Below are 25,636 nucleotides of genomic sequence, written 5' to 3' on the forward strand. Positions count from 1 at the left end.
CATCGATTTTTGCGGCGAACGAATACGAAATGCCGCTACATTCGAGCGGATTTCCCATCACTCCGCGGCTTCGCGCAGGAGCTGACCGAGGTCGTCGATCGCCGCCGGTTTGACGAGATGGCGGTCGAATCCCGCCTCGTGCGTGCGCTGGCGCTGCTCGGCCTGGCCCCAGCCGGTGAGGGCCGCGATCATCGCTTTCTTGCCTTGCGGCAAGGCCCGGATGCGTCGCGCGGTTTCAATGCCGTCCATGTCCTTCATACCGAGATCCAGGATCACCAGATCCGGCGAAAGCTCCTTCACCGCCTCGAGCGCGGCGCGCCCGTCATATACGACCCGCGCCACCGCGCCGAACTCCTTCAGCATGAGCCCGAGCGAGTCGGCCGCGTCGCGATTGTCGTCCGCGACCACGACCCGCAGCGAGGCCAAAGGTGCAGGGGTCGCCGGGCGCGGCTCTTTAAGGGCCTCGGACGAAGCCTGCATCAGGGGCAGCCTCACGATGAACTCGGCGCCGGCGCCCTCGCCGGCGCTCCGCGCCTCGACCGCGCCGCCGTGCTGCTCGGCGAGGCTGCGCACAAGCGAGAGCCCGATGCCTAGCCCTCCCTGCGTCCGATGCCTAGGTCCGTCCCCACGGGCGAAAAGATCGAACACCCGGGGCAGCATCTCCGCGCTGATGCCGACGCCGTCGTCCTTCACGCTCACGATCGCCTGGCCGTCCTCACGCCGGGCGCGGAGCGCAATGGCGCCCCCGGGGGGCGTGTATTTGGCGGCGTTGTCGATCAGATTGGCGAACACCTGCGTGAGACGAACGGGATCGGCCAGAAAACAGATGGGTTCATCCGGCAGATCGAGAACGAACTCATGGCCCCCGGCCTCCATCGCAGGCGCGCTCGTCTCCGCCGCCTGCCGCAACACAGCCGCGAGTTCGACAGGCTCCTTGTGCAATTCGATGACGCCGCGGTTGATGCGCGAAATCTCCAGAAGATCGTCGACGAGCCGCACCAGATGATCGGTCTGCCGGCGCATAATCTCCAAGAGCCCCGGCAGGCGCGCAGCGCCGCTCCCTTCCGCGAGATATCTCTCCTGCAGATAGACGGCGTTGCGGATCGGGGCCAGCGGATTGCGCAGCTCATGAGCGAGCGTCGCGAGAAACTCGTCCTTGCGGCGATCGGCTTCGAGCAACATCTCGGCGTATTCCCGCTGCTTCTGCTCGGCGCGGCGGCGTTCGGTCGTATCCGACACGCGCACGGCGCAGAGCGAGGAGCCGGGCGCGCCGAAGGGCATGAAAAAAGCATCGAGCCATCGGTTCAGAGCCTTCGACTCGCCCTCGTGATGCACCCGCTCGCGCCGAAGCGCGGCCTCGCCCACGGCGCAGAGCCATTCATCCTCGATGGAGAAAAGCTCCCGGCCGCGCCGTCCGACGATGGAGACGCCCGCAACGTCGACGATGCGGAGATAGGCCGGGTTGGCCTCCAGGAAACGGAAATCCTGCACGCGATCGGCCTCGCCGACGATCGCTTCGAGAATGCAGTACCCTTCATCGATGGACTCGAACAGGGCGCGGTATTTTTCTTCGGACTCTCGCTGCGCCCGTTCCGCCCTGGCGCGTTCGGCGGCGGCCCAGATGCGCGCAGCGGCCTCGCCCACGAGTTCGCGCTCCGACTCGCTCCATCTGCGCGGCGCGACGCTGTCGACCCCGAAGGCTCCAACCCACTCGCCGTTACGGATCAGCGTGGCGCCGATGAAGGCTCGCGCGCCGAAATGTCTGAAGGCCTCGCGTTCGGGCTCAGAAAAACGCGGGTCGAGGTCGCAGTCGTCGCTCCATACCATTTCCCCGCGGCGGCACGCCTCGATCATCGTGCGGCCGAATATGGCGACCGGGCCGCGGCCCTGCATCTGGGCGCTGCCTCGGGCGTGGCTCTCCCTGAAAATGAATTCCTCGCCCGAGATCTGGACATAGGCCGCGCGGTCGGCGTCGATGTGGCGCGCAAGCATTTCACACGCTGTCTGAGTGATTTCCTGGGGCTCATCGAGACCGCGCAGAGCATCGGTGAGCTCGAGAAGAAAAGCTTGCCGCGCCTCCCTCTCGCGCAACTTGTCTTCTGCGAGCTTGCGATGGGTCACATTCGCGTGGCGGAGCAGCGCGCCACCCGGAACAGCGTTTATCCGCGTCGCATGAAGCGTAAACCAACGCTCCTCTCCGGGGCTGTGGCAGGGATAGGCCATGGTGAAGGCCTCGGTCGCGCCGGCCAGCACGCTCTCCAGCCCATCGAGGGCCTGCCTGGCGTAACGATCGCCATTGAGACTGGCCTTGCGACAAACCTCGAGATAAGCGGAGCCTTCGCCGGCAAGGCCGGCGGCCCCGTTGCGGCGTGCGAATTCGCGCCACGCTTCATTGACGCACACGATCACGCCCGCATCGTCTATGATGGCGGCGTGCTCAGGGAGCGCGTTCAACAAACCGCGTATGAAACTATCCGGCTCGGCCTGCATCGCCACCGACGCTCCATCCCGGGCGGAAAATCGGCGGATCATGGGCTTGGTGAGACTGCAATGCAAGCACGATTTTCTTTAATTTCAGCAATGTATGAAGGGAACCTAAGGCGCTCATTTTTAAAGCGCAGGAGGCCACGCCCCGAACCGCATCGTTCCGTCGCTGCGGTTCTTTGAAAATCCGACAGGTCTGCGCCTCCATCGCCGGCTCATCTCTCCGTCGCCTGCGCGAGCCCGCCGGGCGCGGGGGCCGGTCCCTCGCGCAGGCTTCGCGCGCATGGCAACCACAGATGAACCGTCGCTCCCGCGCCATCCATCGTGTCTATCTTCAGCGCTCCGCCGGATTGGGCGGCAAAGCCCCGGGCGATGGCGAGGCCGAGGCCCGTGCCCTCGCCTTCCGGCTTGGTGGTGAAGAAGGGCTCGCAGGCTCTGGCCAACACCTCGGGATTCATTCCCCTGCCGGTGTCCGAAACCGAAATTCGAACATAGGCGCCCGCCTGCAGCCAGCCCCGAAAGAATTCATCGTCCTCCTCGACCGTCTCGCGCATGGCGAAGATGGTGAGCGTTCCCTGTCCTTCCATCGCGTCGCGCGCATTGGTCGCAAGATTTATCAACACTGTTTCGAGCTGCTGCCTGTCCGCGAGAAGGCGGGGCAAAGGCGCATTGACCTCCATCCTGACATCCACGCCCGGGCCGATCGTATGCGCGAGTATCTCCCCCAGGGCGGAGAAAAGCGCGCCGGCGTCGACCGCCTCGCTGCGCAATTCCGTGCGCCGCGCGAAAGAAAGCAGCCGCCGGGTGATGTTGGCCCCCCTTCCAGCCGCCTCCGACATGGTGGCCGCAAGATGACGGGCTTTGGCGGCGTCGTCGGGCGCCCGCTCGATCAGCCGGGCCGAACTCTGCACGACTTGCAGCACATTGTTGAAATCATGCGCCACCCCGCCAGCGAGCTGACCCAGCGCTTCGAGGCGTTGCGCATGGGCGAGCCGCGTGAGAGCCTGCCTGTGCATCGCCTCCTTTTCGAGCGCCGCCCGGGCCTCCGTCCGGGCCGCAGCTATCGCGCCGGCGCCGGCGCCGATGAGCGCGAGCAGGCCCAAGGCGGAAAGCGCGTAGAAGTGCAAGGTCTCCCGCCATGAGGCCTCCGCAGCCGTAGCGCGGCGGCTGTCCAGCCGACGAGTCTGCTCGGCGTCGAACGCCAGGACCGTTTCGCGCAGCTGGTCCATCAGCGACCTGCCTATGCCGGATTCGACCCGGGCGATCGCATCGGCGCGGCGGCCGCTGCGCATCGACGCGACGGTAATCTGCATCTCCGACATTTTTTGCGCCGCGAGCCGGTTCAATTCTGCGACGCCCGATTGTTCGAGATCGTCTCCCGTAGAAAGCTCGGCGAGCCGGGCCAGGCTCTCGTCCATCGACTTTCGGCCGGACTCGAAAGGCTTCAGGAATTCGGGTTTTTCAGTGAGCAGAAAGCCCCGCTGACTGCTCTCGGCGTCCTGCAGAAGCGAGAGAAGCTTGTGCGCCTCGAGCAACACCGTTTGCGTATGGTCGCGCCAACGATCGGCCTCCGCGCTTTCCGCAGAACTGCGCAAGCCGCTCAAGACCACCACGCCCACGAGCAGCCCAAGACCGGCCACGCCCGCGATAAGCAGGGAAAGCCTTCTCATGCGCCGTTTTCCTCGTTCGGATCGCCGGGCGAAGGCCGCTGCGCAATGCGAGATGCTGATCGGGCGAGCATTAGAGCGGTTGCCTTTGCGTCCGCCTACGCTCTTCTCCGCCGCGCGAAGAAAAAGGCAGGCCACGCCCCCTGTAGTAATTGTCGCGCATCGTGGACTGCGGCGCAACCCGCGTTAACCGAAACTTCGGTAAAAGCGGCGAGCGACGAGGATATGCGGCCGCCGCGCGATCGTTCTTGCGGGAGCCGCAGTCGTTTGAGCTGCGCCTGCGGGACTGCTTTCAGTCTTTACGCCGGGGAATCTCGACGCCTCCGATATTCACGGAGCCCTCACGCAGCTCGACGGCCGGCGATGGCGTCGGCAGTTTCAGCACGATGCTTTGGAGCCTCGCGTTTTCCTGCGCGAGCGCCGTCTTCTCGAGTTCCAGCTTCTCGAGCTTACGACGAAGTTCGCGCCCGATCTCGGGCGTATCCATTTCTTCGCGCGCGCGCTTCATCCGCTTCGACAGCAGGACCCTGATCTGCTGCTGCTTGCAACGCTCCATCATTTCGCTTCCGTCAAACAGGCGGCGGCTGGCCTCGTCGTAGCCGAGGCACGCCAGACGATAGATCAGCTGCTGGGTCAGCGCGCCTCTGAAATAGCCCCCATGCACATCCACGCGCAGGAAAGGCGGCGCCAGCGGAGACCACAGAAACAGCAGCCAGATGTGCTGGAGGTATGAAATGCGCGCTCTGGCGTCGCCGGCCTTGCAATTCAACGCCGTGGTGAGAAGCCCTTTGGGCGGAGTCCCCTCGACATAATCGGTGCAGTCGAAATAGGTGAAGGCTTCGGCGACCTCGGCGGGATCGAACCCTCTGCGCATATTGGCGCGGCTCCGGCGCCGCGTCTGGCCCGCAAGCCAGGCCAGCGTTTCATCTCCGACACGCAGGCGGTCCAAGAGGGGTCCGCGTTCCAACGGGCCGAATTCCTCCGATAAAATTTCGGCATTGCCCAGACGATATCCGAAAGTGCGCTTTTTGGTCGGAAAGGAAAAGTAATTCGCCGCGGTGGAAATCATGCGCAGCACTTCATCGCCTTCGTTGCTGAACAGATAGGCCTCGCGGAAACGATGCAGCGAGGAAGAAAGGAAATTGGCGCGGTCGGCCAACAAGGTTTCACCCGGAATGTCGGGCGACGCGAGAACAAAGCGCATCAGCGTGAAAACATTGCCGATCTTTCCCGATACCGTCGGCTCGGCCTCCCGGCGGCCGGTCGCCGCCCCGCCGACGCGCGGAGCCCCTGAAAGGGTGGTGGTTATGACTTCGGGGTCGAATACATCCGAAAGCACGCGTATCGCGCTGGTGACGACGAAGCCGCCCATGCTGTGGCCGATGAAGGAGAGAGCGACGCGCTTGCGCCTGGCTCTCTTCTCTTCGTCCTCCCCATCCACGAGTTTGGTCGCTTCGGCGTCGATCTGGCGAATGATCTCGACAAGATCAGGAACCGCATAGTTGGTCGCGCGGTAAACATCCCGGAAGTAGACGATCGCCCGCAGCGCTATGAGCGTCACGATCACGCCGATCAAAGCCAGAGCAAACGCAGTCAGGAAATTCGGCAGCAGAAAGAGCGCGCCGGCTATATGCGCTAGCAGGACGACCGTAGCGAAGACGAGCAGGCCGCGGACGAACAGGGGCATGGCTTCGAAGCTGCTGGCGATGACGCTCGCGATCATTTTTTCCGAGGGCCAGCGATAGCCGACGCAAACGATCTTGCGGCCGCTTTTCATGATCTCGTCGTCTTCTTCGACGGCCTTCAGCGCCGCGCCGAAGAAATCGAGCGCTTCATCGCGGGAATTATTGAAGCCATGCACCATCACGACGAGATTGGTCTCGGCGCCGGGGTCGGGATCGGACAGCAGCTTGCGCGCGATTTCCGCCACGGATTCGTCGGTGGGGCGAAGCTCGAAGCCCCGCGGCGCCGGCCCCTCCCTCGCGGCTCGTTCTTCGACATTCTGGGGTGCGGAACTCTCGATGAAATAGAAAGAGACGTCTTCGGCCCCGATCTCCCGAGCATAAATGCGAAAGTCGGGCGTCTTGGCGTCGTCTGCTTTCTCGGTTCCTTCGGCAATCTTGTTCATCGCAAAGCATCCATAAAAAAGCGCCGCGAAGCGTAAACTCCGCGGCGACATGATGGTTCCGAAAAAAACGCCGCCGGGGTCAGGCGGCGGCGCTTTTCAATTTAGTGATTGCCGTGGGGGCTGCCCCAGCCGGTGCAAGGATCCCAGGAGATGCCGGTTTTGGCTTCGATCCAGGCCGGATCGTAGCCGCTGCCGAAGCCGTTGAAGTTCTTCGTCGGACCGCAGATGCCGCTGTTGACGTCGGTGACATATTTGTTCAGCGTGTTCTGCGAGGCGAGATTGTAGATATTGGTCAGGCCTGCGAGGCTGCTGCTCCAGAAGAAACTGGCGCGATTGACGATACCCGCCACCAGCGGGCTCGCCACGCTGGTGCCGCCGACAGAGGTCCAGCCGCCCACGAGGGACGTATTGTAAATCCACACCCCGTCAAGATACGGGTCGGCGATGGCGGCGAGATCGGGCACGCCGCGGCCTGAGCCCACAACCGCCGCGATGCCGTCCTGATAGCTCGGCCTCGGTTCATAGGCGCTGATCCCGCCGCCGGTGCCGTCGCGCATGTTCGCGCCATAGACAGCGTAGGGATCGTGCCAGGCGATTTCGCTTTCGAAAGCGCCGGTGGTCTGGTCCCGGATGATCGAAGTGCCGCCGACGCCGAAGACGTTCGGCGAGGCGGAAGGATATTCGACGCCGGGGCTATCGCCCGAAGAGGCGAAATAGGCCACGTTCGCGGCGGTGTAGAGCGAGTCATAGGTGTTCTCGCCGGAGAATTCGAACGCGCCATAGCTCATCGAAATCTCGCCGCCGCCGGCCGCCTGGACGCATTTCGCCGCCACGGCCACGGCGTTGTTGAGATCTGCGAAAGAGGAGGAAGCGGCCTCGACGAGGTAGATCTTGGCGCTTGGCGCCATCGCATGGGCCATCTGGATATCGAGCGCGGCCTCGACGCTCCAGCCGGTCGTGTCCGTCGCCGGCTTCGACCCGTTCGCGCAGCCGCTGGCGGGGTTGCCGGTGCCGTAGATCACGGTGAAGTCTGCCGCCGCAAGGCCGAACTGAGCGATATATTTATTGAGGTCGCTCGCGGCCTGGGGATAATCGAAGGCGTCGACGAGAGCGATCGCTTTCGAGCCGCCCGTCGTCACGGTGGTCACGACATTGGGATTGCAACCCGAGGCCACGGTGACGAGCCGGTAGATGCAGGCGAGCGAGGCCGGCGTCTCGATCAGATAGTTCGGATAGGGCGGGCCCGAAGCGGAGGCCGGCTGAACATTTGCCTGCGCCGAGACGCGCAAATGGGTGCTAAAATGGCCAGGCTTGGGGGTATTCGAGAGCGGGCTCAAGAACTTGGGCGCCGCGGCCTGCGGCGCGGACAAATACGGCGCGCTTACGGCCGCGGTTTCGGCCAACGTCGGACCCGACGCCGCGATCATCGCCGCAGCACAGGTTCCGCAAAATAGCTTTATCTTACCAAGCATCAAAACACCTCCCGAATGGGTCATTATTGCTTGCCGGCAAACGTCTCCAACGCAAGCCGAGCAGTGACGAAATCGCGCGGATCGGCGCGGTTTCTCAACCGGCAGATTCTACGCTGTTAGCCGGGGATCGCGCAATCCCACGCCCCGCTGAAGCCGCATCCGGCTTAACAAAAGCTTGCGCCGCCACCTCAGGAATATGCCCGTCGCGAGTTGCCGCGGAGGCCTCGAGCGCCTAGAATCGCCAGAAATCCTGCGCGGAGAAAAACCATGCCCACCATTTCCGTCAACGGACAGACCCGCGAGGTCGAGGCCGAAGACGACACCCCGCTTTTGTGGGTTCTGCGCGAGAATCTCGGGCTGACGGGAACCAAATACGGCTGCGGCATAGCGCAATGCGGCGCCTGCACCGTGCATATCGACGGCGAAGCCGTGCGCTCTTGCTCGGTTCCGCTCTCCGAGGCCGTGGGCAAAAAGATCGCGACCATCGAGGGGCTCGCGGAAGGCGGCGTGCTGCACAGGGTGCAAAAGGCCTGGATCGAGCACGACGTCCCGCAATGCGGCTACTGCCAAAGCGGCATGATCATGGCCGTCGTTGCGCTACTGAAAGAAAAGCCGCAACCGACCGACGCGGACATCGACGCCGCCATCACCAACATCTGCCGCTGCGGCACGTTCCAGCAGGTCCGCGCGGCGATCCACGCCGCCGCTAAAGCTTGAAGGCCAAAGCCATGACTGAGCGACGCTCCTTCGTTCCTGCGCCCGACCGGCGCTCTTTCATCATCGGCGCCGCCGCAGCCGGCGGCGGACTGGCGCTCGGACTTCGTCTGCCTTTCAGCCCGGCGCACGCCGCAACCTCGCCCGAGGTCAACGCATGGGTGGCCATCAAGCCCGACGAGACCGTGGCGGTGCGCGTCGTCCGCTCCGAGATGGGACAAGGCACGCTCACCGGCCTCGCTCAGCTCGTGGCCGAGGAGCTCGACTGCGATTGGTCGAAAGTGACGACGGAATATCCGACCCCCGGCGAAAGCGCGGCGCGGGGACGCCCCTGGGGCGAGTTCATGACAGGCGGCAGCCGCGGCATTCGCGCCTCCCAGGATTATGTGCGCAAGGGCGCCGCCGCCGCCCGGGCCATGTTGATCGAGGCCGCCGCGCAGGAATGGAAAGTTTCGGCCGACGAATGCTCGGTCTCCAATGGCGTCATCGCGCATAAAGCCTCCGGGCGCTCCACGACCTACGGCAAGGTTGCGGACGCCGCCGCGAAAATCCCCGTCCCCAGCGGCGTAAGCCTCAAGGACCCGAGCAAATGGACCATCGCCGGCAAGGGCTTGAAGCGGCTCGACACCGCCGACAAGACCACCGGGAAAATGATCTACGGCATAGATTTTTCGCTGCCGGGAATGCTCCACGCCGCAATAAAGGACTGCCCGGTTTTCGGGGGCAGGCTCAAGAGCTTCGACGAGAGCAAGATCGCCGGCTTCAAAGGCGTGAAAAAGGTCATGAGGGTTGGGGAAACCGCCGTCGCCGTCATCGCCGACAGCTGGTGGCGCGCCAAAACCGCCCTCGACGCCTTGCCGATCGAATGGGATGAAGGCCCCAACGCCAGATCGAGCAGCGAGAGCGTCGCCGCCTGGCTGAAAGAAGGGTTGGACTACGCGCAGCCCGCCGTCGTCGGCAATAGCGTAGGCGACGCCCGGGGAGCGCTGGCCAAGGCCGCAAAGACCTATGAAGCCGTCTACGCCTATCCGCACCAGAATCATGCGGCTATGGAGCCGCTGAACGCCACCGCGCTCTACACGGACGAGAAATGCGAGGTCTGGACCGGAACCCAGAACGGCGAGGCGGCGTTCACCGCCGTAATGTCCGCCTCGGGCCTGCCCGCGGAAAAATGCGAGGTCCATAAGCTGATGCTGGGCGGCGGCTTCGGCCGCCGGGGCTTCACCGATTATGTCGAGCAGGCGGTGCTGATCGCCAAGCAAATGCCCGGCGCGCCGATCAAGCTTCTATGGTCGCGGGAAGAGGACATGGCGCACGGCAAATACCATCCCGTGACCCAGTGCAAGCTGACCGCCTCCTTCGATGACAAGAAAAACCTGACCGGCCTTCGCCTGCGCATCTCGGGCCAATCGATCTTCTCCGTGGTGCGGCCGGAAATAGTGAAAAACGGCCTCGATCCAGCCGTATTCCAGGGCTTCGCGCCGAGCGGCGACGCGGCGCTGGGTTATGATTTCCCGAATTTTCTGGCCGACCACTCGATGCGCAACCCTTCCACGCCGCCAGGATGGTGGCGCGGGGTCAACGTCAACCAAAACGTCATCTACCTCGAATGTTTCATGGACGAACTCGCCCATGAGGTCGGAGAGGACCCGGTGGCGTTCCGCCGCAAATTCCTGGGCAAGAGCCCGAAGCATCTCGCCGTCTTGAACGCCGTGGCCGAGCGCATCGGCTGGGAGAGGCCGGCGCCGAAAGGCGTCTATCGCGGGATAGCGGTCGCCATGGGCTATGGCAGCTATGTCGCCGGCGCCGCGGAAATTTCGCTGAGCGACGACGGCGCGGTCAAGGTCCGCCGCATCGTCGCGGCGACAGATCCGGGCTATGCCGTCAATCCGGCGCAGATCGAGCGCCAGGTCGCGGGTTCTTTCGTCTATGGCCTCTCGGGGCTGTTCTATGGCGGCATAACCATCAAGGACGGGCGCGCGGTCGAGCGCAATTTCGACGATTATCCCTCGATGCGCATCCGTGAAATGCCGCAGGTCGAGACCATCGTCATGCCGAGCGGAGGCTTTTGGGGCGGCGTCGGCGAGCCGACCATCTGCGTCGCGGCCCCGGCCGTGCTGAACGCCTATTTCGCCGCCACGGGCAAGCGCATCCGCTCGGCGCCTTTGAAGAACGCCGGCATAGCGATGGCGTAGCTTCCTTGAGCTACATAATCGTGGCGAGATCCGACCGCACAACTCGCCCACATCGCCGCCCGATGAATGCGCGTTCGGGCGGGCGCAGCTTGCATGGCCGAGGAATACCCGTATAACTTGCGGATCTGCTTGATAAGCAAACCCGTTCACTGGGTTGAACGAGCCGCTCCGATCCGTTGTCGGGCGCCGCCGCGAGCTTCTGGAACAGGAAGATGGGTTTTTATCCAAATATTCGACAGGCCCGGGCCGAACTGAAGGACAGCCTGGAGGCGGCCCGCGTTTTGAGGCGCGAGATAGCTCTGACAATTTCATCGCAGCGACGGGAAAACCGCGAAACCATTCGTAAGAGCCGCGAGCTCGTGGACGACTCCATGCGCCTGCTGCGAGAGCTGCACAAACTGGGTATCTGAGCCCCTTATCTGATCTCCTGCCTGCCGGCCTTCAGCGCCTCGGCGATAGCCTGTTCGACGTCGCCGACCTCCTCCACGATCTCGGCGAAGGGAATGTCGTCGGCGAGACATTTATCCATAAGATCCGCGAGCAGTCTTTCAGATGGCGGATCGAGCGGCTCCGCCCGCCGGAGGCGCTCGGCGACGAACTGTTCGAATATGGTTTTCGCGCGATTGCTCACCGTCCTGAGGATGGGCCGGCACGGGCTCGCGTCAAGCCCCAAGACGGAATCTAGACGAGGCGCGTTCCCCAATACTGAGAAAAATGCGCGCGTTCGGTCATCTGATGCGATTGCGCGTCGGCGCACCCATGAGAAAGCCCGGCCAGGGGCCCAGCCGGGCTTTCCTTGATCGAAGCTCGAACGGCGGGAAAACCGGGGGCGCCGCTCTACCGCCCGACCAAACATTAGAGCGCGTTCGGTTTAAACGCGGTCGAACGCACTCCAAATCTCATTGACGGAGCATGTTCTTTTCCAAAAACCGCTTCGCACTTTTTGGGAACATGCTCTAAGACGCCGATTTCGCTCGAAACGATCAGACCGCGCCAGAGCGCCCGATCCAACCTACAAGAAGAGCCAGACAGGCCCTTCCAACTCTATTTCCAAAGTCCAGAAAATATCCGCCATCAGTAGACATATAATATTACATCGCCAACATAAAGGCAACTTAGTACTTGTACAGAAACTATCTTAGGTATTTATACATATGCATTCAAGACGTGATTGCCGTGACAGGCGACCATGATCCAGCTTTTACTTGCAACTCCCTCGGCGACACCCCATGGCGACGCTCACTGGCGTAAAAGAGCGCGCAAGCATGAAGCGCTCGGTCCTGTCGGCGCCATTGCAGGGAATAAAAAACCCGGCCGCACGTAGCAGCCGGGCTTGGTCGTCCGGGATGGCGGCGCGCAGCGACGCCGATTCAACTCAGTATTTGGCGAGAACCGGAGCCGGAGCGCCCACATTGAAGTGGTAGTTCACGCCGAGGCGGACCGTGTTGAACTGCGGATGACGGTTGTAGCCGTAGTTCCAGCCCCAGCCGCCCTGAACGCCGCCAGCCGACAGATCGGTGTAGAGATACTCGATCTTGGCCGACCAGTTCGGCAGGAACAGCCATTCCGCGCCGCCGCCGGCGGTCCAGCCGGTGCGGGTGTTGCTCTGGTTGAACACCTGAACGCCGCCATAGGCGAAGCCGCCCGTGCCGTAGAGCAGCAGGGTCGGGGTGACGAGGTAGCCGACGCGGCCACGCACGGTGCCGAACCACGGCAGGCCGATGTTGCCGCCGTTGCCGGTGACGAGAGGCGTGAGGACGCCAGCGGAGCCCCTCAGGCCAGCGTAGGGGCTGTTATAGACGCCCGCGTAGTTGCCCTGGTTGCCGCCGGTGATGCTGGTGCCCTGGATGTCGGCTTCGACGCCGGCCAGGAACTGGCCGAACTGATAGTTGTAGCCGACCTGGCCGCCGCCGATCACGCCGCCGGTGTTGCGGCCGGTCGTGCCGCCGCCCGGGAGGAAGAACAGGTTCGGGGTGCCCGCGACCACCGAGCCGAGGCCGTAGCCCGGATCGGAATAAGGCAGATAGCTGTTGTTGCCACCGCCGGCGCCCCAGCCTCCGCCGATGTTCAGACCGGCGTAGAAGCCGGTCCAGAGCGGCGGCGGCGGCGGCGGCGGAACGTAAACCGGAGCGGCTTTGCGGGACGGCAGATCCGCAGCGAAGGCGCTGGCGGAGAGCGCCAGAGCTCCCGCTGTCGCCAGGAGAAGCTTTTTCATCACAAACCCCCTTCAACTCAACTCATCGCCCGCAACGGAGCGTCTCGAACGATGCGCCAACTTATTTCCGGAAAGGCGACCATTTGGTTAAGAAGGCGAGGAGATAAAAACAATTAGCGCTAATCACAGAGCATTTTCTTGACCTATGTTGCATTTTTACCACATAGGCGACCGCGACATCCGGGGAGCCGCCTGGATAAAACGGCGCTTCGAGCGCTTGATCCTACCGCTATGCATCTCGGAGCATCCAACACGGCCGGCGCAAAAAACCCGGCCGCACGACGCGGCCGGGTCCTGTCAAACCCGGGCGGCGAAACGCCGCCATGAGGCTTTTCTCAGTATTTGGCGAGGACCGGAGCCGGCGCAGCCGCATTGAAGTGGTAGTTCACGCCGAGGCGGACCGTGTTGAACTGCGGATGATTGTTGTAGCCGTAGTTCCAGCCCCAGCCGCCCTGAACGCCGCCAGCCGACAGATCGGTGTAGAGATACTCGATCTTGGCCGACCAGTTCGGCAGGAACAGCCATTCCGCGCCGCCGCCGGCGGTCCAGCCGGTGCGGGTGTTGCTCTGGTTGAACACCTGAACGCCGCCATAGGCGAAGCCGCCCGTGCCGTAGAGCAGCAGGGTCGGGGTGACGAGGTAGCCGACGCGGCCACGCACGGTGCCGAACCACGGCAGGCCGACGTTGCCGCCGTTGCCGGTGACGAGAGGCGTGAGGACGCCAGCGGAGCCCCTCAGGCCAGCGTAGGGGCTGTTATAGACGCCCGCGTAGTTGCCCTGGTTGCCGCCGGTGATGCTGGTGCCCTGGATGTCGGCTTCGACGCCGGCCAGGAACTGGCCGAACTGATAGTTGTAGCCGACCTGGCCGCCGCCGATCACGCCGCCGGTGTTACGGCCGGTCGTGCCGCCGCCCGGGAGGAAGAACAGGTTCGGGGTGCCCGCGACCACCGAGCCGAGGCCGTAGCCCGGATCGGAATAGGGCAGATAGCTGTTGTTGCCGCCACCGGCGCTCCAACCGCCGCCAATGTTCAGACCGCCGTAGAAACCCGTCCAGAGCGGCGGCGGCGGCGGCGGCGGAACGTAAACCGGAGCGGCCTTGCGGGACGGCAAATCCGCAGCGAAAGCGCCGGCGGCGGAAAGCGCCAGAGCGCCCGCGGCCGCCAACAGGACCGACTTCTTCATGATAACCCCCTTCAATATGTTCATCATCGCACGCAACGGAGCGTTTCGAACGATAGCGGGAGAATATGCGCGGACCGCCCCGATGCAAGGCGGAGCGCGGGTTTATTAAGCCGTTTCTCGTGATTTAGGGACTTTTCGGCCAGCGCGTGACTTATTTGCCACAGTTGAAAAAATTAGACAAAATCGTGACAAAGCCTGCGTCGGCTTTACAATCCCAAACGTTGTGCATTTAAAATCACAGAGAAAGCCCGGCCGCAAAGCCGGGCTCCCCTCTGTTCGGGTTCGGACGGACTGTCCCCTTTCCGCCCTCGACCCGACTCAGAACTTGGCCAGCACGGGTTGGTTCCCGCCGAAATTGAAATGCCAGTTGACGCCCAGCCGAACGGTGTTGAACTGCGGGTGGATATGGTAGCCGTAGTTCCAGCCCCAGCCGCCGGTGGTCCCGCCCGAACTGAGGTCGGTGTAGAGATATTCGATCTTGGCCGACCAGTTTGGCATGAACATCCATTCGACGCCGCCGCCCGCGGACCAACCGGTACGCGTATTGCTGATCCAGCCCGCGTTCACTTCGCCATAAGCGAAACCGCCTGTGCCGTAGATCAGCAGGGTCGGGGTGACGAGATAGCCGAGACGGCCGCGCACCGTGCCGAACCAGGGCAGCGACTCGGAACTCGGCAGGAAGCCTGCGCCGGCCCCGAAGGACGCGCCCGGGATGAACGGGCTGCCGAAAGGCGACGCCGAGCCGAAGAGGAACAGAGCCGCATTGTTGTTGTCGCGGCTGATGCTCGTGCCCTGGAAGTCGGTCTCGACGCCGAGCAGGAATGAGTTCCACTGAAAGTTGTAGCCGACCTGCCCGCCGCCCACGACGCCGCTCGCCGTATTGTTGTTGGCCCAACCCCAATTATTGTTGTTGTTGTTGGCGCTCCACCCCCCGCCGATGTTCACGCCGGCGTAGAAACCGTTCCAGGTCAGCACCGGGGGTGGCGGGGCGTAGGCCGGCGCCTCCTTGCGCAAGGGCAAGTCGGCGGCGAGCGCCGGCGCGGCGGCTAGGGCCAGCGCGACGACCGTTGCTCCTAACAGCGTCTTTTTCATGTTAATTCCCTCGTAACAGGTATAATCGCCCGCAAACCGGAGCGTTTCGAACGATGCACAAAGGTTATTCATTAGCTTTCCATGCGCAATAGCGCTGATGTATACCAAGTCACAGTTTGCTGTGCTACGATATCTTTTGCAGGCGTCCGTGCTAAATTCGCAACATCGGTAGTAATACGTATAGCAATACGTATAAATACGCATATAAAATGCATTACACAAACAAATCAACGTGTGCCGAGCGTCTTCGCGGCCAACCCCGGCGCATCGCCCCAGACGCTCCTGCCCTCGCCGTAATGGCGTATAAAATAGCCCGCGCTTGATTCGTTCGTAAGGAGCGGGCCCAATGCCAATCCAGAATCCGTTTCGCCTCGCCGCCGGGAGAATGCCGTCGACCTTGGCGCTGATCCTCGTCCTCGCCCTACCCAATAACGTGGCGCGCGCGGGGAATTACGAGTTCCTCGCGGCGCCGCAGACGGATCTCAACCGCGTGTTCCGACTGGATAAGACCACGGGAGAGGTCGGAGCTTGCCAATATGGCCTCAAGGAAGGCCAGACCATCGGCGTGACCCTGTGCTATCCGCCGGGCGAAGGCGCCAAGGCGGGGGCGCCGGGGGAATATGCGCTCGTATCCTCGCGTCACACCGGCGAAGGCGGAGTGTTCCGAGTCGATATGCGCACCGGAACGATGTCGATCTGCTTCGTCTATAACGAGACTTCGGTAGCCTGCACGCCTCCGGCGAAGTGAATTGCTTGGCCCCCGGCGCCGGCTTGCCTCGGGTCGTCCTGCAACTTTAACCGGTCGGGACTCCGGAAGGATTCTCGACCGCCCGGAACGCGCCAAGCCACGGCGGCGTTGAGACAGGGGAAAAGCCCCTTTCGGCGGGCCCGGACGCCGCTCATGGAACCAAGAGCAAAACCGCACTTCCACAACACGCCCGGCCTGCGCCGCATCAAGGTCGGCGTCAAGAAATTCATGTGCGTCGTCGATCTGCCGCCCTTCGACCATCCGCACATCTTCGTCGACATGGGAACGGAAGACGAGTCCGTCTGTCCCTATTGCTCGACCGTTTTCGCTTGCGACGGCGCGCTATCCGCGCCCTGCGACCCGCCCGAGTGCGAATATAAATTGGAGCCGGAGACCGATTTTTCCGGCCCGGCGCCGGACGTCGAAATCGGCGAAGGTTATCTCCCCTGCCCGCCCGGGGCGCCGCGGTCACCTGACGCCGCCATGCAAACCCACGCTTCCCGGACGCCCCGACTGGAATCGCGCCCCGCTGGAAAACGAGCCGTTTAAGGCCTCGCGCGCTCTGATTACGCCGCGTTGCGGGTCTCGGCCGGGCCTGGCTCAAGGCCGCCGGGCCACGCGCCAAAAGGAAACGCTCCAGCAAGCCGGAGGCCCTGACATGCAAGCGCTGCTTTTCATCCTGGCCATGTGCGCGGCCCTGTCCAGCGCGTCGGCCGACTCCCCTCGCGCCCCCGCGGCCATCGCTTTCGAGCAAAAGCCGGGCGCACGACTTCCACTGGAAGCGAGGTTGCGCGACCAGAACGACGTTTCGCTTCGCGTTTCGGACCTCTTCGAAGGAAAGCCGCTCATCCTTGCGCTCGGCTATTTTCGCTGCAAAAGTTTTTGCCCCGTGCTTCGTGCGGATCTCCTCGAAACGCTCCGTCGCTCGGATCTTGAAGCGGGACGCGACTATTCCCTGGCTTTCGTCAGCATAGATCCTTCGGAAACCCCATCCGATGCGCGCGAGGCGAAGGATGCGGACATCATGCGCTGGCCCGCGCCCGGCGCCGAAAGGTGGCGGTTTCTCACGAGCGACGCCGCATCCCTGCGGGCCTTAGCCGACAGCGTCGGCTTTCGGGTGAGTTTCGATGAAAAAAAGGTCAGATTCGTCCACCCGGTGGGCGTCGTTTTCATTACCAGAGACGGACGCGTGTCGAATTATCTGACCGGCGTCGGCTACGATCCAATCGGCGTGCGCGGAGCCCTGGCGCGCGCTTCGGCGGAAGTGATTGCTGGCAAACAGTCGCTGATCAATCTGCTTTGTTACGAATATGACGCCTCGACCGGCGGTTACACGCTCGCTGTTACGCGCCTTCTTCGCGGAGGGGCGATTCTGACGATCGGGCTCCTCGGCGCAATGATCTATCGCTCCATGCGCGGAGAGGTTCCGCGCGCATAGATTTCTTTCGGCAAGGTCATCCGCCAGAGGCCAAACGCCGGCGGGGTTGGGAAGGAGCCCTTTCGAATCGCCGCCGCGTCCTCGTCCCGCTTGCGGGGCGAGGACGCCACACTCTAAGACAGCGGAAGCTACGCGCCTTTCGAAATCAACGCTGCTGCCACGGACGCATCAGACCCATCACCGTGGCGCTGAGGCTACCGCCGGTGAGGATGAGAGTCGCGCCGAGCGCCAAGAGTGCGCACAGGTTGAGCGTGAGATCCGCGGGACTTCCCGCAACCGCAATGATTCCAAGCACCACTGCGGCAAGACCTGCGAGCGCCTGAATGCCGGCAGAACCGGACGCCATCTCGCTCGCCAGCAATTCTCCGCCCGCTTCGCGCGCTTCCGCGGGACTCGCCGTCACGCTCGACTGCTGGATCGTGCTATCCGCTCGAACCGAGGCGCGACGCAGCACATAGAGATGCCACACCGCGTTGCTGCTGAGCACCAACGCTGTGCCAAAAGCGATGACCGCGACAGGCAGAAGCACCCCGGCGTTTATGCCCAGCAAGGCAAGCACTCCGAGCACGATCCCGGTGGCGCCGACGAGGAACACCGAGGTGAGGCTGCTGCCGCCGAACTGGTCGATCGGAATGGCTCGGACACCCGCGGGAAAGATAATCGAAGCGTATTCGGACAACATTGTCCCGCCCTGGATGAGCAGCGCAATGCCAAATACGATCGTGGCGATCGCGGTCATGAGAGGCGCATGAATGCCCACGAGTCCCACCACCGCCAGAACGATCGTGGCGACCCCGCCTACCGCGTCGACCAGCCCGCCATAGGCGGCGCTCTCGCGATACACGGCCTCTCTTCTCGATGTTAACGTCATAGCGCCTTCTCCCTGGGTTGACGCATCAGCGTCATCACCTCGCGCCAGTTAGTCGCGAAGACCGCAGGGACAAGTCGGAGTCCTACTAGCGTCGAGGAGAAATTTTAAACGGCGCCTTCGCGCCAAGGCCGCGCTATTGCGCGGCCCTGGCGTGATGTCGCTGATTCAGGAATTAACTCAGAGCAGCGGATCCCCGATGAGAGATTGCTCCGGATCGGCCCTGCGGCACGGCATTCTCGCATTGTGATTGACGCGCGGCGCGCGAGATCTGCGCGTTTCGCCGGCAGATTCGATCGAACGCCGCGCTTCAGGGTGCTCATGCAGGAACATGCGCAGAACGACGAGCAAGTCCGCCGCGAGCCGCGCAGCGCCGAGGTCGCGCGCAACGCGAATATCGCTGATGATGAGTTCGCGCACGGTTTCGGCGCCCCATTTCAAATTCAACTCATACGCAGAAAGCTTCGCACGATGCGCTTCCGTCGGACCCGCGCCCAATATTAGCTCATCCAGGACTAGACCCGCGAAATCCTTGCACTCGTTAAGCGAAATCATAGCCGCGCTCCACTCTCTGCAACCCCCGCAACTCCCTTGCGTTTGAAGAAGATACTAGGTCGGCGGCGACGCTGTAATTGTGTCGTCTACGTAAGACGTTTAAAAAACTACAACCTCCTTCTCGGGCGTCCCCGGGCGTCTCGCGATCCTCAATTAGGGCTCGGACGCAGGGCGGCAAATGATTATTTTCCTTGTTCTCCCGGCGCTTTCACGAGCCGAGAAGGATTACGCATGGTGACCAGCTCTTCAGCCATTGTCGGATGCAAGGCCATGGCCGCGTCGAAATCGCTCTTCTTCGCGCGCATCTTCATGGAGATCGCAATGAGCTGCGCCATCTCCCCCGCCTCCGGGCCAAGAATGTGCGCGCCCACGACCCGTTCGCTGGCGCAGTCGACCAGAAGCTTCATGAAAACCCTTTCCGCGCGCCCGGACAGCGTCGCCTTCATCGGGCGGAACGAGGTCTCATAGACCGCAAGCTCTCCGTAACGGCGCAGGGCTTCTTCCTCCGAGCAGCCGACGGTCCCTATCTCCGGCGTTGTGAATACGGCGCTGGGCACGAGATCGTAGTCCACCTTGACTTCCCGCCCGCCGAATTGCGTATCCGCGAAGGCGTGCCCCTCACGGATGGCGACGGGCGTGAGGTTGATGCGGTCTGTGACGTCTCCGACCGCGAAAATCGACTCTACGCTGGTTCTCGAAAACGAATCGACGCAGACCGCGCCATTCTTTTGCAGCCGCACGCCGGCGGCGACGAGGCCCAGCCCAGCTGTGGCCGGGGCGCGACCCGTCGCCGCGAGTGCCGCGTCGAACTCACCCGATTGGCCGTTCGCAAATTCGACGGTGAGGCCGCCGGGCGCACGGCGCAGGCTTTTGGGCGTAACGCCGGGCAGCATAGCGACCCCGCTTTGTGCAAGGGCCTCGGCGAGCAGACGGCGCAAATCATGATCGAAGCCGCGAAGCGGGAGATCGGCCCTGAAGCTCATCACCACGCTGGCTCCCAGCCGCGCGAAGATGGCGGCGAATTCCACCGCTATGTAGCCCGAGCCAATGACGAGAAGCCGCCGTGGAAACTCGGGAAGGTCGAAAATCTCGTTGGAGGTGAGCGCCAGCTCCATGCCTGGAATGTCGACGCTCGTGGGCGCGCCGCCTGTGGCGATCAGAATTTTCCCGGCGCTTATATGCCTCCCGTCGGCAAGGCGAACGGCGTGGGGTCCGTCGACCACGGCTCGCTGGCCAATGATCGCAACGCCTGCCCTGGCGAGATTTTCGGCGTAAATCCTCTCGAGCCGTGTAATCTCCTTCTCCTTGGCTGCGACGAGTTCGCCCCATTCGAAAGAGGGCTCGTCGAGGCTCCAGCCGAAACCTTTCGCGTCCTCGAATTCGTCGCGGAAGCGGCTGGCCAGCACATAGAGCTTTTTCGGCACGCAGCCCCGGATGACGCAGGTGCCGCCAACCCGGAACGCCTCCGCTACGGCGACCCGCGCGCCATGGCTCGCGGCGATTCTCGCCGCCCGCACGCCTCCGGATCCCGCCCCGATGACGAAGAGGTCATAGTCGTATCCGGTCATGGCGGCGTCCTTTTCGCGGCGATCTGCGGTTCTCGGTTTGGGTTAGCTGCGCGCGCTCCTCGCATCAATAAAGAAAAGGCGACTCTGCGGGAGTTTTCGCGACAAGGCACAAAAGGCGCAGAATAGCCGAGTGCGCAAGCAAACGACAATCAAAATGGCACCCTACGAAATGCATATATATTAGGCGCCAGAGCCCAATAATGTGACAGTCTTGCAACAGCTGGGAACAAAAGCGAAGGCTGAACCAACTCCTAGTCCGCAAAAGGGTTTTAGTCTGGAATTCAAGGAGTAGTATCGGGGTATGGATTCTGCGCATTTCGTCCGCAGTTTCATGAAGGAGTTGGTTATGAAGAAACAAGCATCCCTCATTGCGCTGGCGCTTGCCTGTTCTGCGGGCGCCGCGCTCGCCGCCGATCTGCCGATGCGCAAAGAGGCTCCCGCCTATGTTCCGCCGCCGCCGGTTCTCACCTGGGCTGGCTTGTACGGCGGCGCCAATCTCGGCGGCAGCTGGGGTTCCAGGGCCGGCAACTCGGGAGGCGTCTCCGGGGGCATCGAGGGCGGCTATAACTTCCAGTTCAATTCGTTTGTCGTCGGCGTCGAAGCCGATTTCCAGGGCACAAGCATCAGCGGCGGCACGCGCGGCGCATACACCTTCGGCTATCTGGCCACGGCGCTCAACCGCATCGGCTTGCCCTGGTTCGGCACCATCCGTGGTCGCGCCGGCTATCTCGTGACGCCTACCTTGTTGGTCTACGGCACGGGCGGCTTCGCCTACGGCCAGGTCGACGCCCAGGCCTGGACCAACAACCCCACCGGCTGGACGGCCGGCGGCGGCGTCGAATGGATGTTCATGCCGAACTGGTCCGCCAAGGTCGAATATCTCTACACCGACCTCTCGGGCGGCAACGCTACCGGCGGCTATGGCTTCAACTTCGGCTACCACTACCATCCGCAGTTTAACACGGTCCGCGCCGGCCTCAATTATCACTTCAATTTTGGCCAGCCCGCGCCGGTCATCGCCTCCTACTGAGGCGATCGACAGCAAAAGAAGTAAAAAAGCCCGGCATCTCCAGCCGGGCTTTTTTCTTTGGGGGAGGATGGACGAGCCTCAGTCAGGAACTCCATCGTCCGGCTTTTTCAATTTTAACCGCCCGCTTGGCCCAGCGTGCGTACGCCATGCGCGCTGGCGACCACCACGGCGCTGGCCATGCCGAGAAAAAGCCCATGCTCCACCACCCCCGGGATGGCGACCAGCCGCGCAGCGAGCGCCTCGGGGTCCGGCAGGGCGCCGAAGCCGCAATCCAGAATGAAATGGCCGCCATCGCTGACAAAAGGCGCTTCGCCGCGACGCCGCATATCTACCGGACCGGAAAGCCCCAGTTCCCTCGCCGCCGCTTCCACCTGCAGTTGCGTTGCGCGCGCGCCGAAGCGATCGATCTCGACCGGCAGCGGGAAACGCCCGAGCGTTTCCACATGTTTGCTCTCATCCGCGATGACCACCATGCGTGTGGAGGCCGCCGCGACGATTTTTTCGCGCAGAAGCGCGCCGCCGCCACCCTTGATCAACCGCAACGAGTCGTCGAACTCATCGGCGCCGTCGACCGTAAGGTCGAGCTGCGGCAACTCATCGAGCGTTGCGAGCGCTATGCCGAGGCTCTGCGCCTGCAAGCGGGTGCGCTCTGAGGTGGGAACACAAACCACCTTGAAGCCGGCGCGGACCTTCGCGCCGAGAAGATCGACAAAATGCGCGGCGGTGGAGCCCGTGCCGAGGCCGAGCCTCATGCCTGGGGCGACGAAATCGAGCGCCAGCTCTGCGGCGGCGCGTTTAAGCTCTTCAGCGGACTGGATCATGAGAAAATTAGTATCGCGACTGCCACGCCCCGAAAAGAGGATAAGAACGATTTCGCTCACGTGATCGACCGAGGGGCCGCCGCCCTGGCGTTTGGCTTAGCACCCCCCGCACCCCGGCTGCGGAAATTACGCAAAATTTCGCTGGATAAGGGCCTTTCTGTCACGAATCTGGCCCAGCTTCCATTGCCAGGTTGAAAGCGGAGATCGCGCAAGCGAGTCGCTCCATGAGGGCCGGCGGCACGAAGATAGCGATTTCAGCGCTAGGATCGGCCTCATCGCCCTGATCCTCACGAATTTCTATTGCGAGGAATCCTCCGTGTCTTCGGCTGGAAAATAGCGATAGCCGGGGCGGACCGTCAAAACTAAGGTTTAGCGCTCCTGCAAGCCGCATGGCTTCCCCGCTATGTCTGATGGACGCCAAGGCGTCCCGAGAGTTGAAAATCAATGTAGCGCTTGAGCTTCGCTGGCCGGGCTTTGCCCGATCTCGCCCACCGAAAAAGGCGGCTGGCCTCGCAGGAGACCAGCCGCAGTTTCCGCGCAGGGAGGCAGGAGGAGGACGCGCGCGGAAGGGAAAACTTTGACATGGCGCGATTATGATGTTTATAAACCGCTTGTCAAATGTTTTTATCTCGCTGTCTATTCGGCACAGGAAATTTGAAAATCACGCCATGGATATATCGCGCGAAAAAATCCTCGATCGCATCTCCGAGCGTCTGGCCGAGCTCAAAATTACCGAGAACGAGGCCTCCAGCCGCGCGGGGCTCGAGCGCACTTTTCTCAGCCAGATCCGACGCAGCTCCACACGATGGCCGCGCGTCGACAATCTTCAGCGCATCTGCGACGCGCTCGGGCTGCGCACCTACTGGGTCACTACCGGCCTCGGCCCTCGGCTCATCGGCGACAGGGACTTCGGCGCGGACGTCGCCGAAGCGCCGATGGGCTCCTGGGTCGCCGCCACCGGCTTTTCCGAGCCCACTGCGGTGGAGCGCGGCGAAAACCCTTATCTACCCGTGCCGGGGCTGCCGCCAGGAGATTATCTCGCGCTTCGGGTCGTCGGCGATTCGATGAATCTCGTCGCGCCCGAAGGATCAGTCATCATCGTTGATCGCGCCGACACTTTATTGCAGCCGCGGCGCTTTTATGTCTTCGCCACGCCCGACCATGCCGAAGCGACCTTCAAGCGCTGGATGAGCCGACCCGACAGGCTCGAGCCTTATTCCACCAATCCGGCCCACGAGGCGATTTACCTCGATGCGCCTCCCACGGTTATCGGGCGCGTCCGCAAAGTGATGATGGATCTCTAAATGCGCCGATAGCTCGGCGCAAAAGCTGCAGCCTTCCAATTTTTGCGCCGCCCAAACCGCGCCAAGCCGATTGGCGCGGTCCCGCTTGTTTGCTGTTTCTCGTTCCCCCAACGGCCGAACGGCGAAAAACGCTGGGCCGGCGAATCCCGACCGCAACCCTGGAGCGATTTTTATATCTCTTCCACCTTGACGCGATTTAAAAACATCATAAGCTGGTCCTCACCCTCAATTCGGGGAGCGCCATGAAACCCGCCATCCTGAACTTTCTCGCCCGCCTCGACGGGCGCCTATCCATCGCGCTGGATCCCCAAGAGCGCATCCGCCTCATCGATGACGAACGCCATCGCGTCGACCGCGCGGAGCGCGCGCTCAGCGAATGGTCTGCGAGAGAAAGCAATTGTCCCGCGCCCACGCGCTTTTCCGCCTTTGACCTTGCGATTCTACATGGGGAGCTGACCCTGCGCATGGAGCGCGCCTGCGAAGACGAGACGGCGTTCGTTCCGTCATTTTCAGGAAAGCCCGAGGGCGCGACGGACTGAAGGAACTCAAAGGCTCCGCGCGCTCGGCTCATTCCCCGGCCGGGCGGAGAGAGATCGCTCGACGCCTTGGCGAGGTCGCCTGTGAGAGACGCTCGAGCGCGCAAGCAGCCAGATCAACTCAAACCCGGAAAATCCAGATGAACCGCAGAGCGCAAAGGCTGAGCGCCGCCCGCAATTCGGCGCCGCAGGGAAGCGACGGCTGCGAGTTGCCGCGCAAGGGACTGCGCGCAGCCGGCAAGATCGATATCGTTCACGCCGAGGTTGACGACCCGGTGGACCCCCGGCGGCGGCGGCGCGTCGCGGTCAACGCCAAAATCGACATTCTGGAATATGAAGCCCGGCGCAAGAGGATATCGCCCGCGGCCTTCGAGGCCGGACGCTATATCGACGCGGTCCTGGAGCTCGCCTCCGGCCGGCGCACCGCCCGCGACTTCGGCCAGAGGAACCCGGCGCCCTTCTCCTCTTTCTCGCTGCAACACGCCCTGGCGGGCCGCATCGACGCCGCGCGATCGGCGCAGGCGCTCAAAGACTCTATCGCGCAGGAAGTCGGCGCCAGCGCGGCCAGGGTCGTGACGCTGATCATCGGCGAGGGGCTCTGCTTTCGGGAGATCGCCAGACGCGACGCTTTCGCCGCCGGCAAGAACCGGGAAGCGCCGCCGACCCGAAAAGGGCGCGATTGCGAGCGCGCCGCCGGCAAGATCGCCCAAACCTTTCGCGATACGCTCGAAACTCTGGCTCGCGCCTGGGAAAAGAACGGGCGCCCGTGAACCTGTGACGCTTTTCACGCATTCGGACGGAACTATCTGTTGAGAAAGGGAGTCGCGAGCGCCATCGACGACCCGAATTCCTCCTGAAGAGACTTCGCGAAATGGGCCAAGCCGCTATCGTAATCAAACGCGCCTATGAGGCGCCGAGCAAGAGCGACGGCCTGCGTGTGCTGGTCGATCGCCTTTGGCCCCGCGGATTGAAACGCGAAGACGCGGCGATCGACGCCTGGCTCAAGGATGTCGCGCCGAGCGACGGCCTGCGCCGCTGGTATAAACATGATCCGAAAAAATGGACCGAGTTCAGAAGGCGCTATCTCGCCGAGCTTCGTGACAGCGTCGCGCTCGCGGAACTGCGCGCCATGCGCAGTCAGGGCGATAAACTCACCCTGCTCTTCGCCGCGAAGGACGCGGAACGTAACAACGCCGCAGCGCTTCGCGAGGCGCTGGAAAATGGCGTTCGCCGGCGTTGATCGCATGGACCTGCGCGCCAATATCTCAGTCATCAGCATGAAAGCTTGAGAAAGGCCCAGACATGCCAAGAACGGGACTTCATCCGGGACTAGAGATGCGCGCAGATCTCTTATCCACGCGCATCATGGATCTCAGACGCAAGATGAAGAGAGACACCGGGGTCGCACGGGTCGACGACCGCATGGAAATCGAACAGCTGGAACGACGCCGCAGGGCGCTGGAGCAGCGGCTTTCCCAGCTCGACCGCGAAGGCGACACCTATTTCGCAGGCTTCAAATCAGCGATGGCGCAGGTCGCCTTCGATACAACATGCTCCTTCGACGCCTTCATGCGCCGGCTCGACGCCAATTACCGGCGACGGCCCCAGTGACGCCCCTTG

24 protein-coding genes are annotated in these 25,636 nt (G+C 62.9%); 12 read left to right on the forward strand and 12 right to left on the reverse strand.

All coding sequences use genetic code 11. The features are described 5' to 3' along the window. Positions 1-57: 57 nt before the first annotated feature. The 4 genes from H2LOC_RS08755 to H2LOC_RS08770 all read right to left on the reverse strand — a co-directional run bounded on the left by H2LOC_RS08755 (position 58) and on the right by H2LOC_RS08770 (position 7,751). Positions 58-2,556, reverse strand: coding sequence for a hybrid sensor histidine kinase/response regulator (locus H2LOC_RS08755; protein ID WP_136496057.1), 2,499 nt, complete (start codon positions 2,554-2,556; stop codon positions 58-60). A 143-nt stretch (positions 2,557-2,699) separates the two neighbouring features. After that, positions 2,700-4,154, reverse strand: a complete 1,455-nt coding sequence (locus H2LOC_RS08760; protein ID WP_136496058.1) for a sensor histidine kinase — start codon at positions 4,152-4,154, stop codon at positions 2,700-2,702. A 289-nt stretch (positions 4,155-4,443) separates the two neighbouring features. Further along, complete coding sequence (locus H2LOC_RS08765; RefSeq protein ID WP_162009734.1) at positions 4,444-6,279, reverse strand: alpha/beta hydrolase; 1,836 nt, start codon at positions 6,277-6,279, stop codon at positions 4,444-4,446. Positions 6,280-6,380: 101 nt separating this feature from the next. Beyond that, positions 6,381-7,751, reverse strand: a complete 1,371-nt coding sequence (locus H2LOC_RS08770; RefSeq protein ID WP_136496060.1) for a S53 family peptidase — start codon at positions 7,749-7,751, stop codon at positions 6,381-6,383. Positions 7,752-8,018: 267 nt separating this feature from the next. Here H2LOC_RS08770 and H2LOC_RS08775 point away from each other — a divergent pair, with 267 nt between their 5' ends. The 3 genes from H2LOC_RS08775 (at position 8,019) to H2LOC_RS08785 (ending at position 11,070) form a co-directional block, all read left to right on the forward strand. Then, on the forward strand, positions 8,019-8,468 hold the full coding sequence (locus H2LOC_RS08775; protein WP_136496061.1) for a (2Fe-2S)-binding protein: 450 nt from the start codon (positions 8,019-8,021) through the stop codon (positions 8,466-8,468). An 11-nt stretch (positions 8,469-8,479) separates the two neighbouring features. Beyond that, positions 8,480-10,660, forward strand: a complete 2,181-nt coding sequence (locus H2LOC_RS08780) for a xanthine dehydrogenase family protein molybdopterin-binding subunit (RefSeq protein ID WP_136496062.1) — start codon at positions 8,480-8,482, stop codon at positions 10,658-10,660. Between the two features lie 212 nt (positions 10,661-10,872). Continuing rightward, on the forward strand, positions 10,873-11,070 hold the full coding sequence (locus H2LOC_RS08785; protein WP_154331603.1) for a hypothetical protein: 198 nt from the start codon (positions 10,873-10,875) through the stop codon (positions 11,068-11,070). Positions 11,071-11,075: 5 nt separating this feature from the next. On the opposite strand, the gene H2LOC_RS08790 is transcribed toward H2LOC_RS08785, so the two are convergent. The 4 genes from H2LOC_RS08790 to H2LOC_RS08805 all read right to left on the reverse strand — a co-directional run bounded on the left by H2LOC_RS08790 (position 11,076) and on the right by H2LOC_RS08805 (position 15,148). Next, positions 11,076-11,291: a hypothetical protein gene (locus tag H2LOC_RS08790; RefSeq protein WP_136496064.1), complete on the reverse strand. Its 216-nt coding sequence runs from the start codon at positions 11,289-11,291 to the stop codon at positions 11,076-11,078. Positions 11,292-12,035: 744 nt separating this feature from the next. Next, on the reverse strand, positions 12,036-12,875 hold the full coding sequence (locus tag H2LOC_RS08795; protein WP_136496065.1) for an outer membrane protein: 840 nt from the start codon (positions 12,873-12,875) through the stop codon (positions 12,036-12,038). 335 nt (positions 12,876-13,210) lie between these two features. Then, entirely contained in the window at positions 13,211-14,056 is an 846-nt protein-coding gene (locus H2LOC_RS08800) for an outer membrane protein (RefSeq protein ID WP_136496066.1), read from the reverse strand. 318 nt (positions 14,057-14,374) lie between these two features. Next, the gene (locus H2LOC_RS08805) at positions 14,375-15,148 is read right to left on the reverse strand and encodes an outer membrane protein (RefSeq protein WP_136496067.1); all 774 of its coding nucleotides are present in this window, start codon (positions 15,146-15,148) and stop codon (positions 14,375-14,377) included. A gap of 385 nt (positions 15,149-15,533) precedes the next feature. Between H2LOC_RS08805 and H2LOC_RS08810 the strand changes: the two genes are divergently transcribed. The 3 genes from H2LOC_RS08810 (at position 15,534) to H2LOC_RS08820 (ending at position 17,334) form a co-directional block, all read left to right on the forward strand. Beyond that, a complete protein-coding gene (locus tag H2LOC_RS08810; protein ID WP_136497042.1) occupies positions 15,534-15,896 on the forward strand; it encodes a hypothetical protein in 363 nt (120 codons plus the stop codon). A 153-nt stretch (positions 15,897-16,049) separates the two neighbouring features. Beyond that, on the forward strand, positions 16,050-16,445 hold the full coding sequence (locus H2LOC_RS21995) for a zinc-finger domain-containing protein (protein WP_136496068.1): 396 nt from the start codon (positions 16,050-16,052) through the stop codon (positions 16,443-16,445). A gap of 109 nt (positions 16,446-16,554) precedes the next feature. Then, positions 16,555-17,334, forward strand: a complete 780-nt coding sequence (locus tag H2LOC_RS08820) for an SCO family protein (protein ID WP_136496069.1) — start codon at positions 16,555-16,557, stop codon at positions 17,332-17,334. Between the two features lie 145 nt (positions 17,335-17,479). Here the strand turns inward: H2LOC_RS08820 and H2LOC_RS08825 are convergent, their stop codons facing one another. The 3 genes from H2LOC_RS08825 to gor all read right to left on the reverse strand — a co-directional run bounded on the left by H2LOC_RS08825 (position 17,480) and on the right by gor (position 20,325). Then, positions 17,480-18,205 carry a hypothetical protein gene (locus H2LOC_RS08825; RefSeq protein WP_136496070.1) on the reverse strand — a complete coding sequence of 242 codons (726 nt, stop codon included), beginning with the start codon at positions 18,203-18,205 and terminating at the stop codon, positions 17,480-17,482. A gap of 177 nt (positions 18,206-18,382) precedes the next feature. Beyond that, entirely contained in the window at positions 18,383-18,757 is a 375-nt protein-coding gene (locus tag H2LOC_RS08830; protein ID WP_136496071.1) for a hypothetical protein, read from the reverse strand. 182 nt (positions 18,758-18,939) lie between these two features. Further along, positions 18,940-20,325 (reverse strand): glutathione-disulfide reductase, encoded by a 1,386-nt coding sequence (gene gor, locus H2LOC_RS08835; protein WP_136496072.1) that lies wholly within the window; start codon positions 20,323-20,325, stop codon positions 18,940-18,942. Positions 20,326-20,671: 346 nt separating this feature from the next. Here gor and H2LOC_RS08840 point away from each other — a divergent pair, with 346 nt between their 5' ends. Then, positions 20,672-21,355 (forward strand): outer membrane protein, encoded by a 684-nt coding sequence (locus H2LOC_RS08840; RefSeq protein ID WP_136496073.1) that lies wholly within the window; start codon positions 20,672-20,674, stop codon positions 21,353-21,355. 113 nt (positions 21,356-21,468) lie between these two features. Here H2LOC_RS08840 and rpiA read toward each other — a convergent pair whose 3' ends face one another. Next, positions 21,469-22,176, reverse strand: a complete 708-nt coding sequence (gene rpiA / locus H2LOC_RS08845) for a ribose-5-phosphate isomerase RpiA (RefSeq protein ID WP_136496074.1) — start codon at positions 22,174-22,176, stop codon at positions 21,469-21,471. Between the two features lie 668 nt (positions 22,177-22,844). On the opposite strand from rpiA, the gene H2LOC_RS08850 reads away from it, so the two are divergent. From H2LOC_RS08850 to H2LOC_RS08870, 5 genes are all read left to right on the forward strand, one after another. Further along, on the forward strand, positions 22,845-23,480 hold the full coding sequence (locus H2LOC_RS08850) for a LexA family transcriptional regulator (protein WP_162009735.1): 636 nt from the start codon (positions 22,845-22,847) through the stop codon (positions 23,478-23,480). A gap of 242 nt (positions 23,481-23,722) precedes the next feature. Further along, positions 23,723-24,019, forward strand: a complete 297-nt coding sequence (locus tag H2LOC_RS08855; protein ID WP_136496076.1) for a hypothetical protein — start codon at positions 23,723-23,725, stop codon at positions 24,017-24,019. Between the two features lie 137 nt (positions 24,020-24,156). After that, positions 24,157-24,786, forward strand: a complete 630-nt coding sequence (locus H2LOC_RS08860) for a hypothetical protein (protein ID WP_136496077.1) — start codon at positions 24,157-24,159, stop codon at positions 24,784-24,786. Between the two features lie 101 nt (positions 24,787-24,887). Beyond that, positions 24,888-25,256: a DUF488 domain-containing protein gene (locus tag H2LOC_RS08865; protein WP_136496078.1), complete on the forward strand. Its 369-nt coding sequence runs from the start codon at positions 24,888-24,890 to the stop codon at positions 25,254-25,256. Positions 25,257-25,351: 95 nt separating this feature from the next. Further along, positions 25,352-25,627, forward strand: coding sequence for a hypothetical protein (locus H2LOC_RS08870; RefSeq protein ID WP_136496079.1), 276 nt, complete (start codon positions 25,352-25,354; stop codon positions 25,625-25,627). Positions 25,628-25,636: the final 9 nt, after the last annotated feature.

The organism is Methylocystis heyeri (assembly GCF_004802635.2).
Classification (GTDB): Bacteria; Pseudomonadota; Alphaproteobacteria; order Rhizobiales; family Beijerinckiaceae; genus Methylocystis; species Methylocystis heyeri.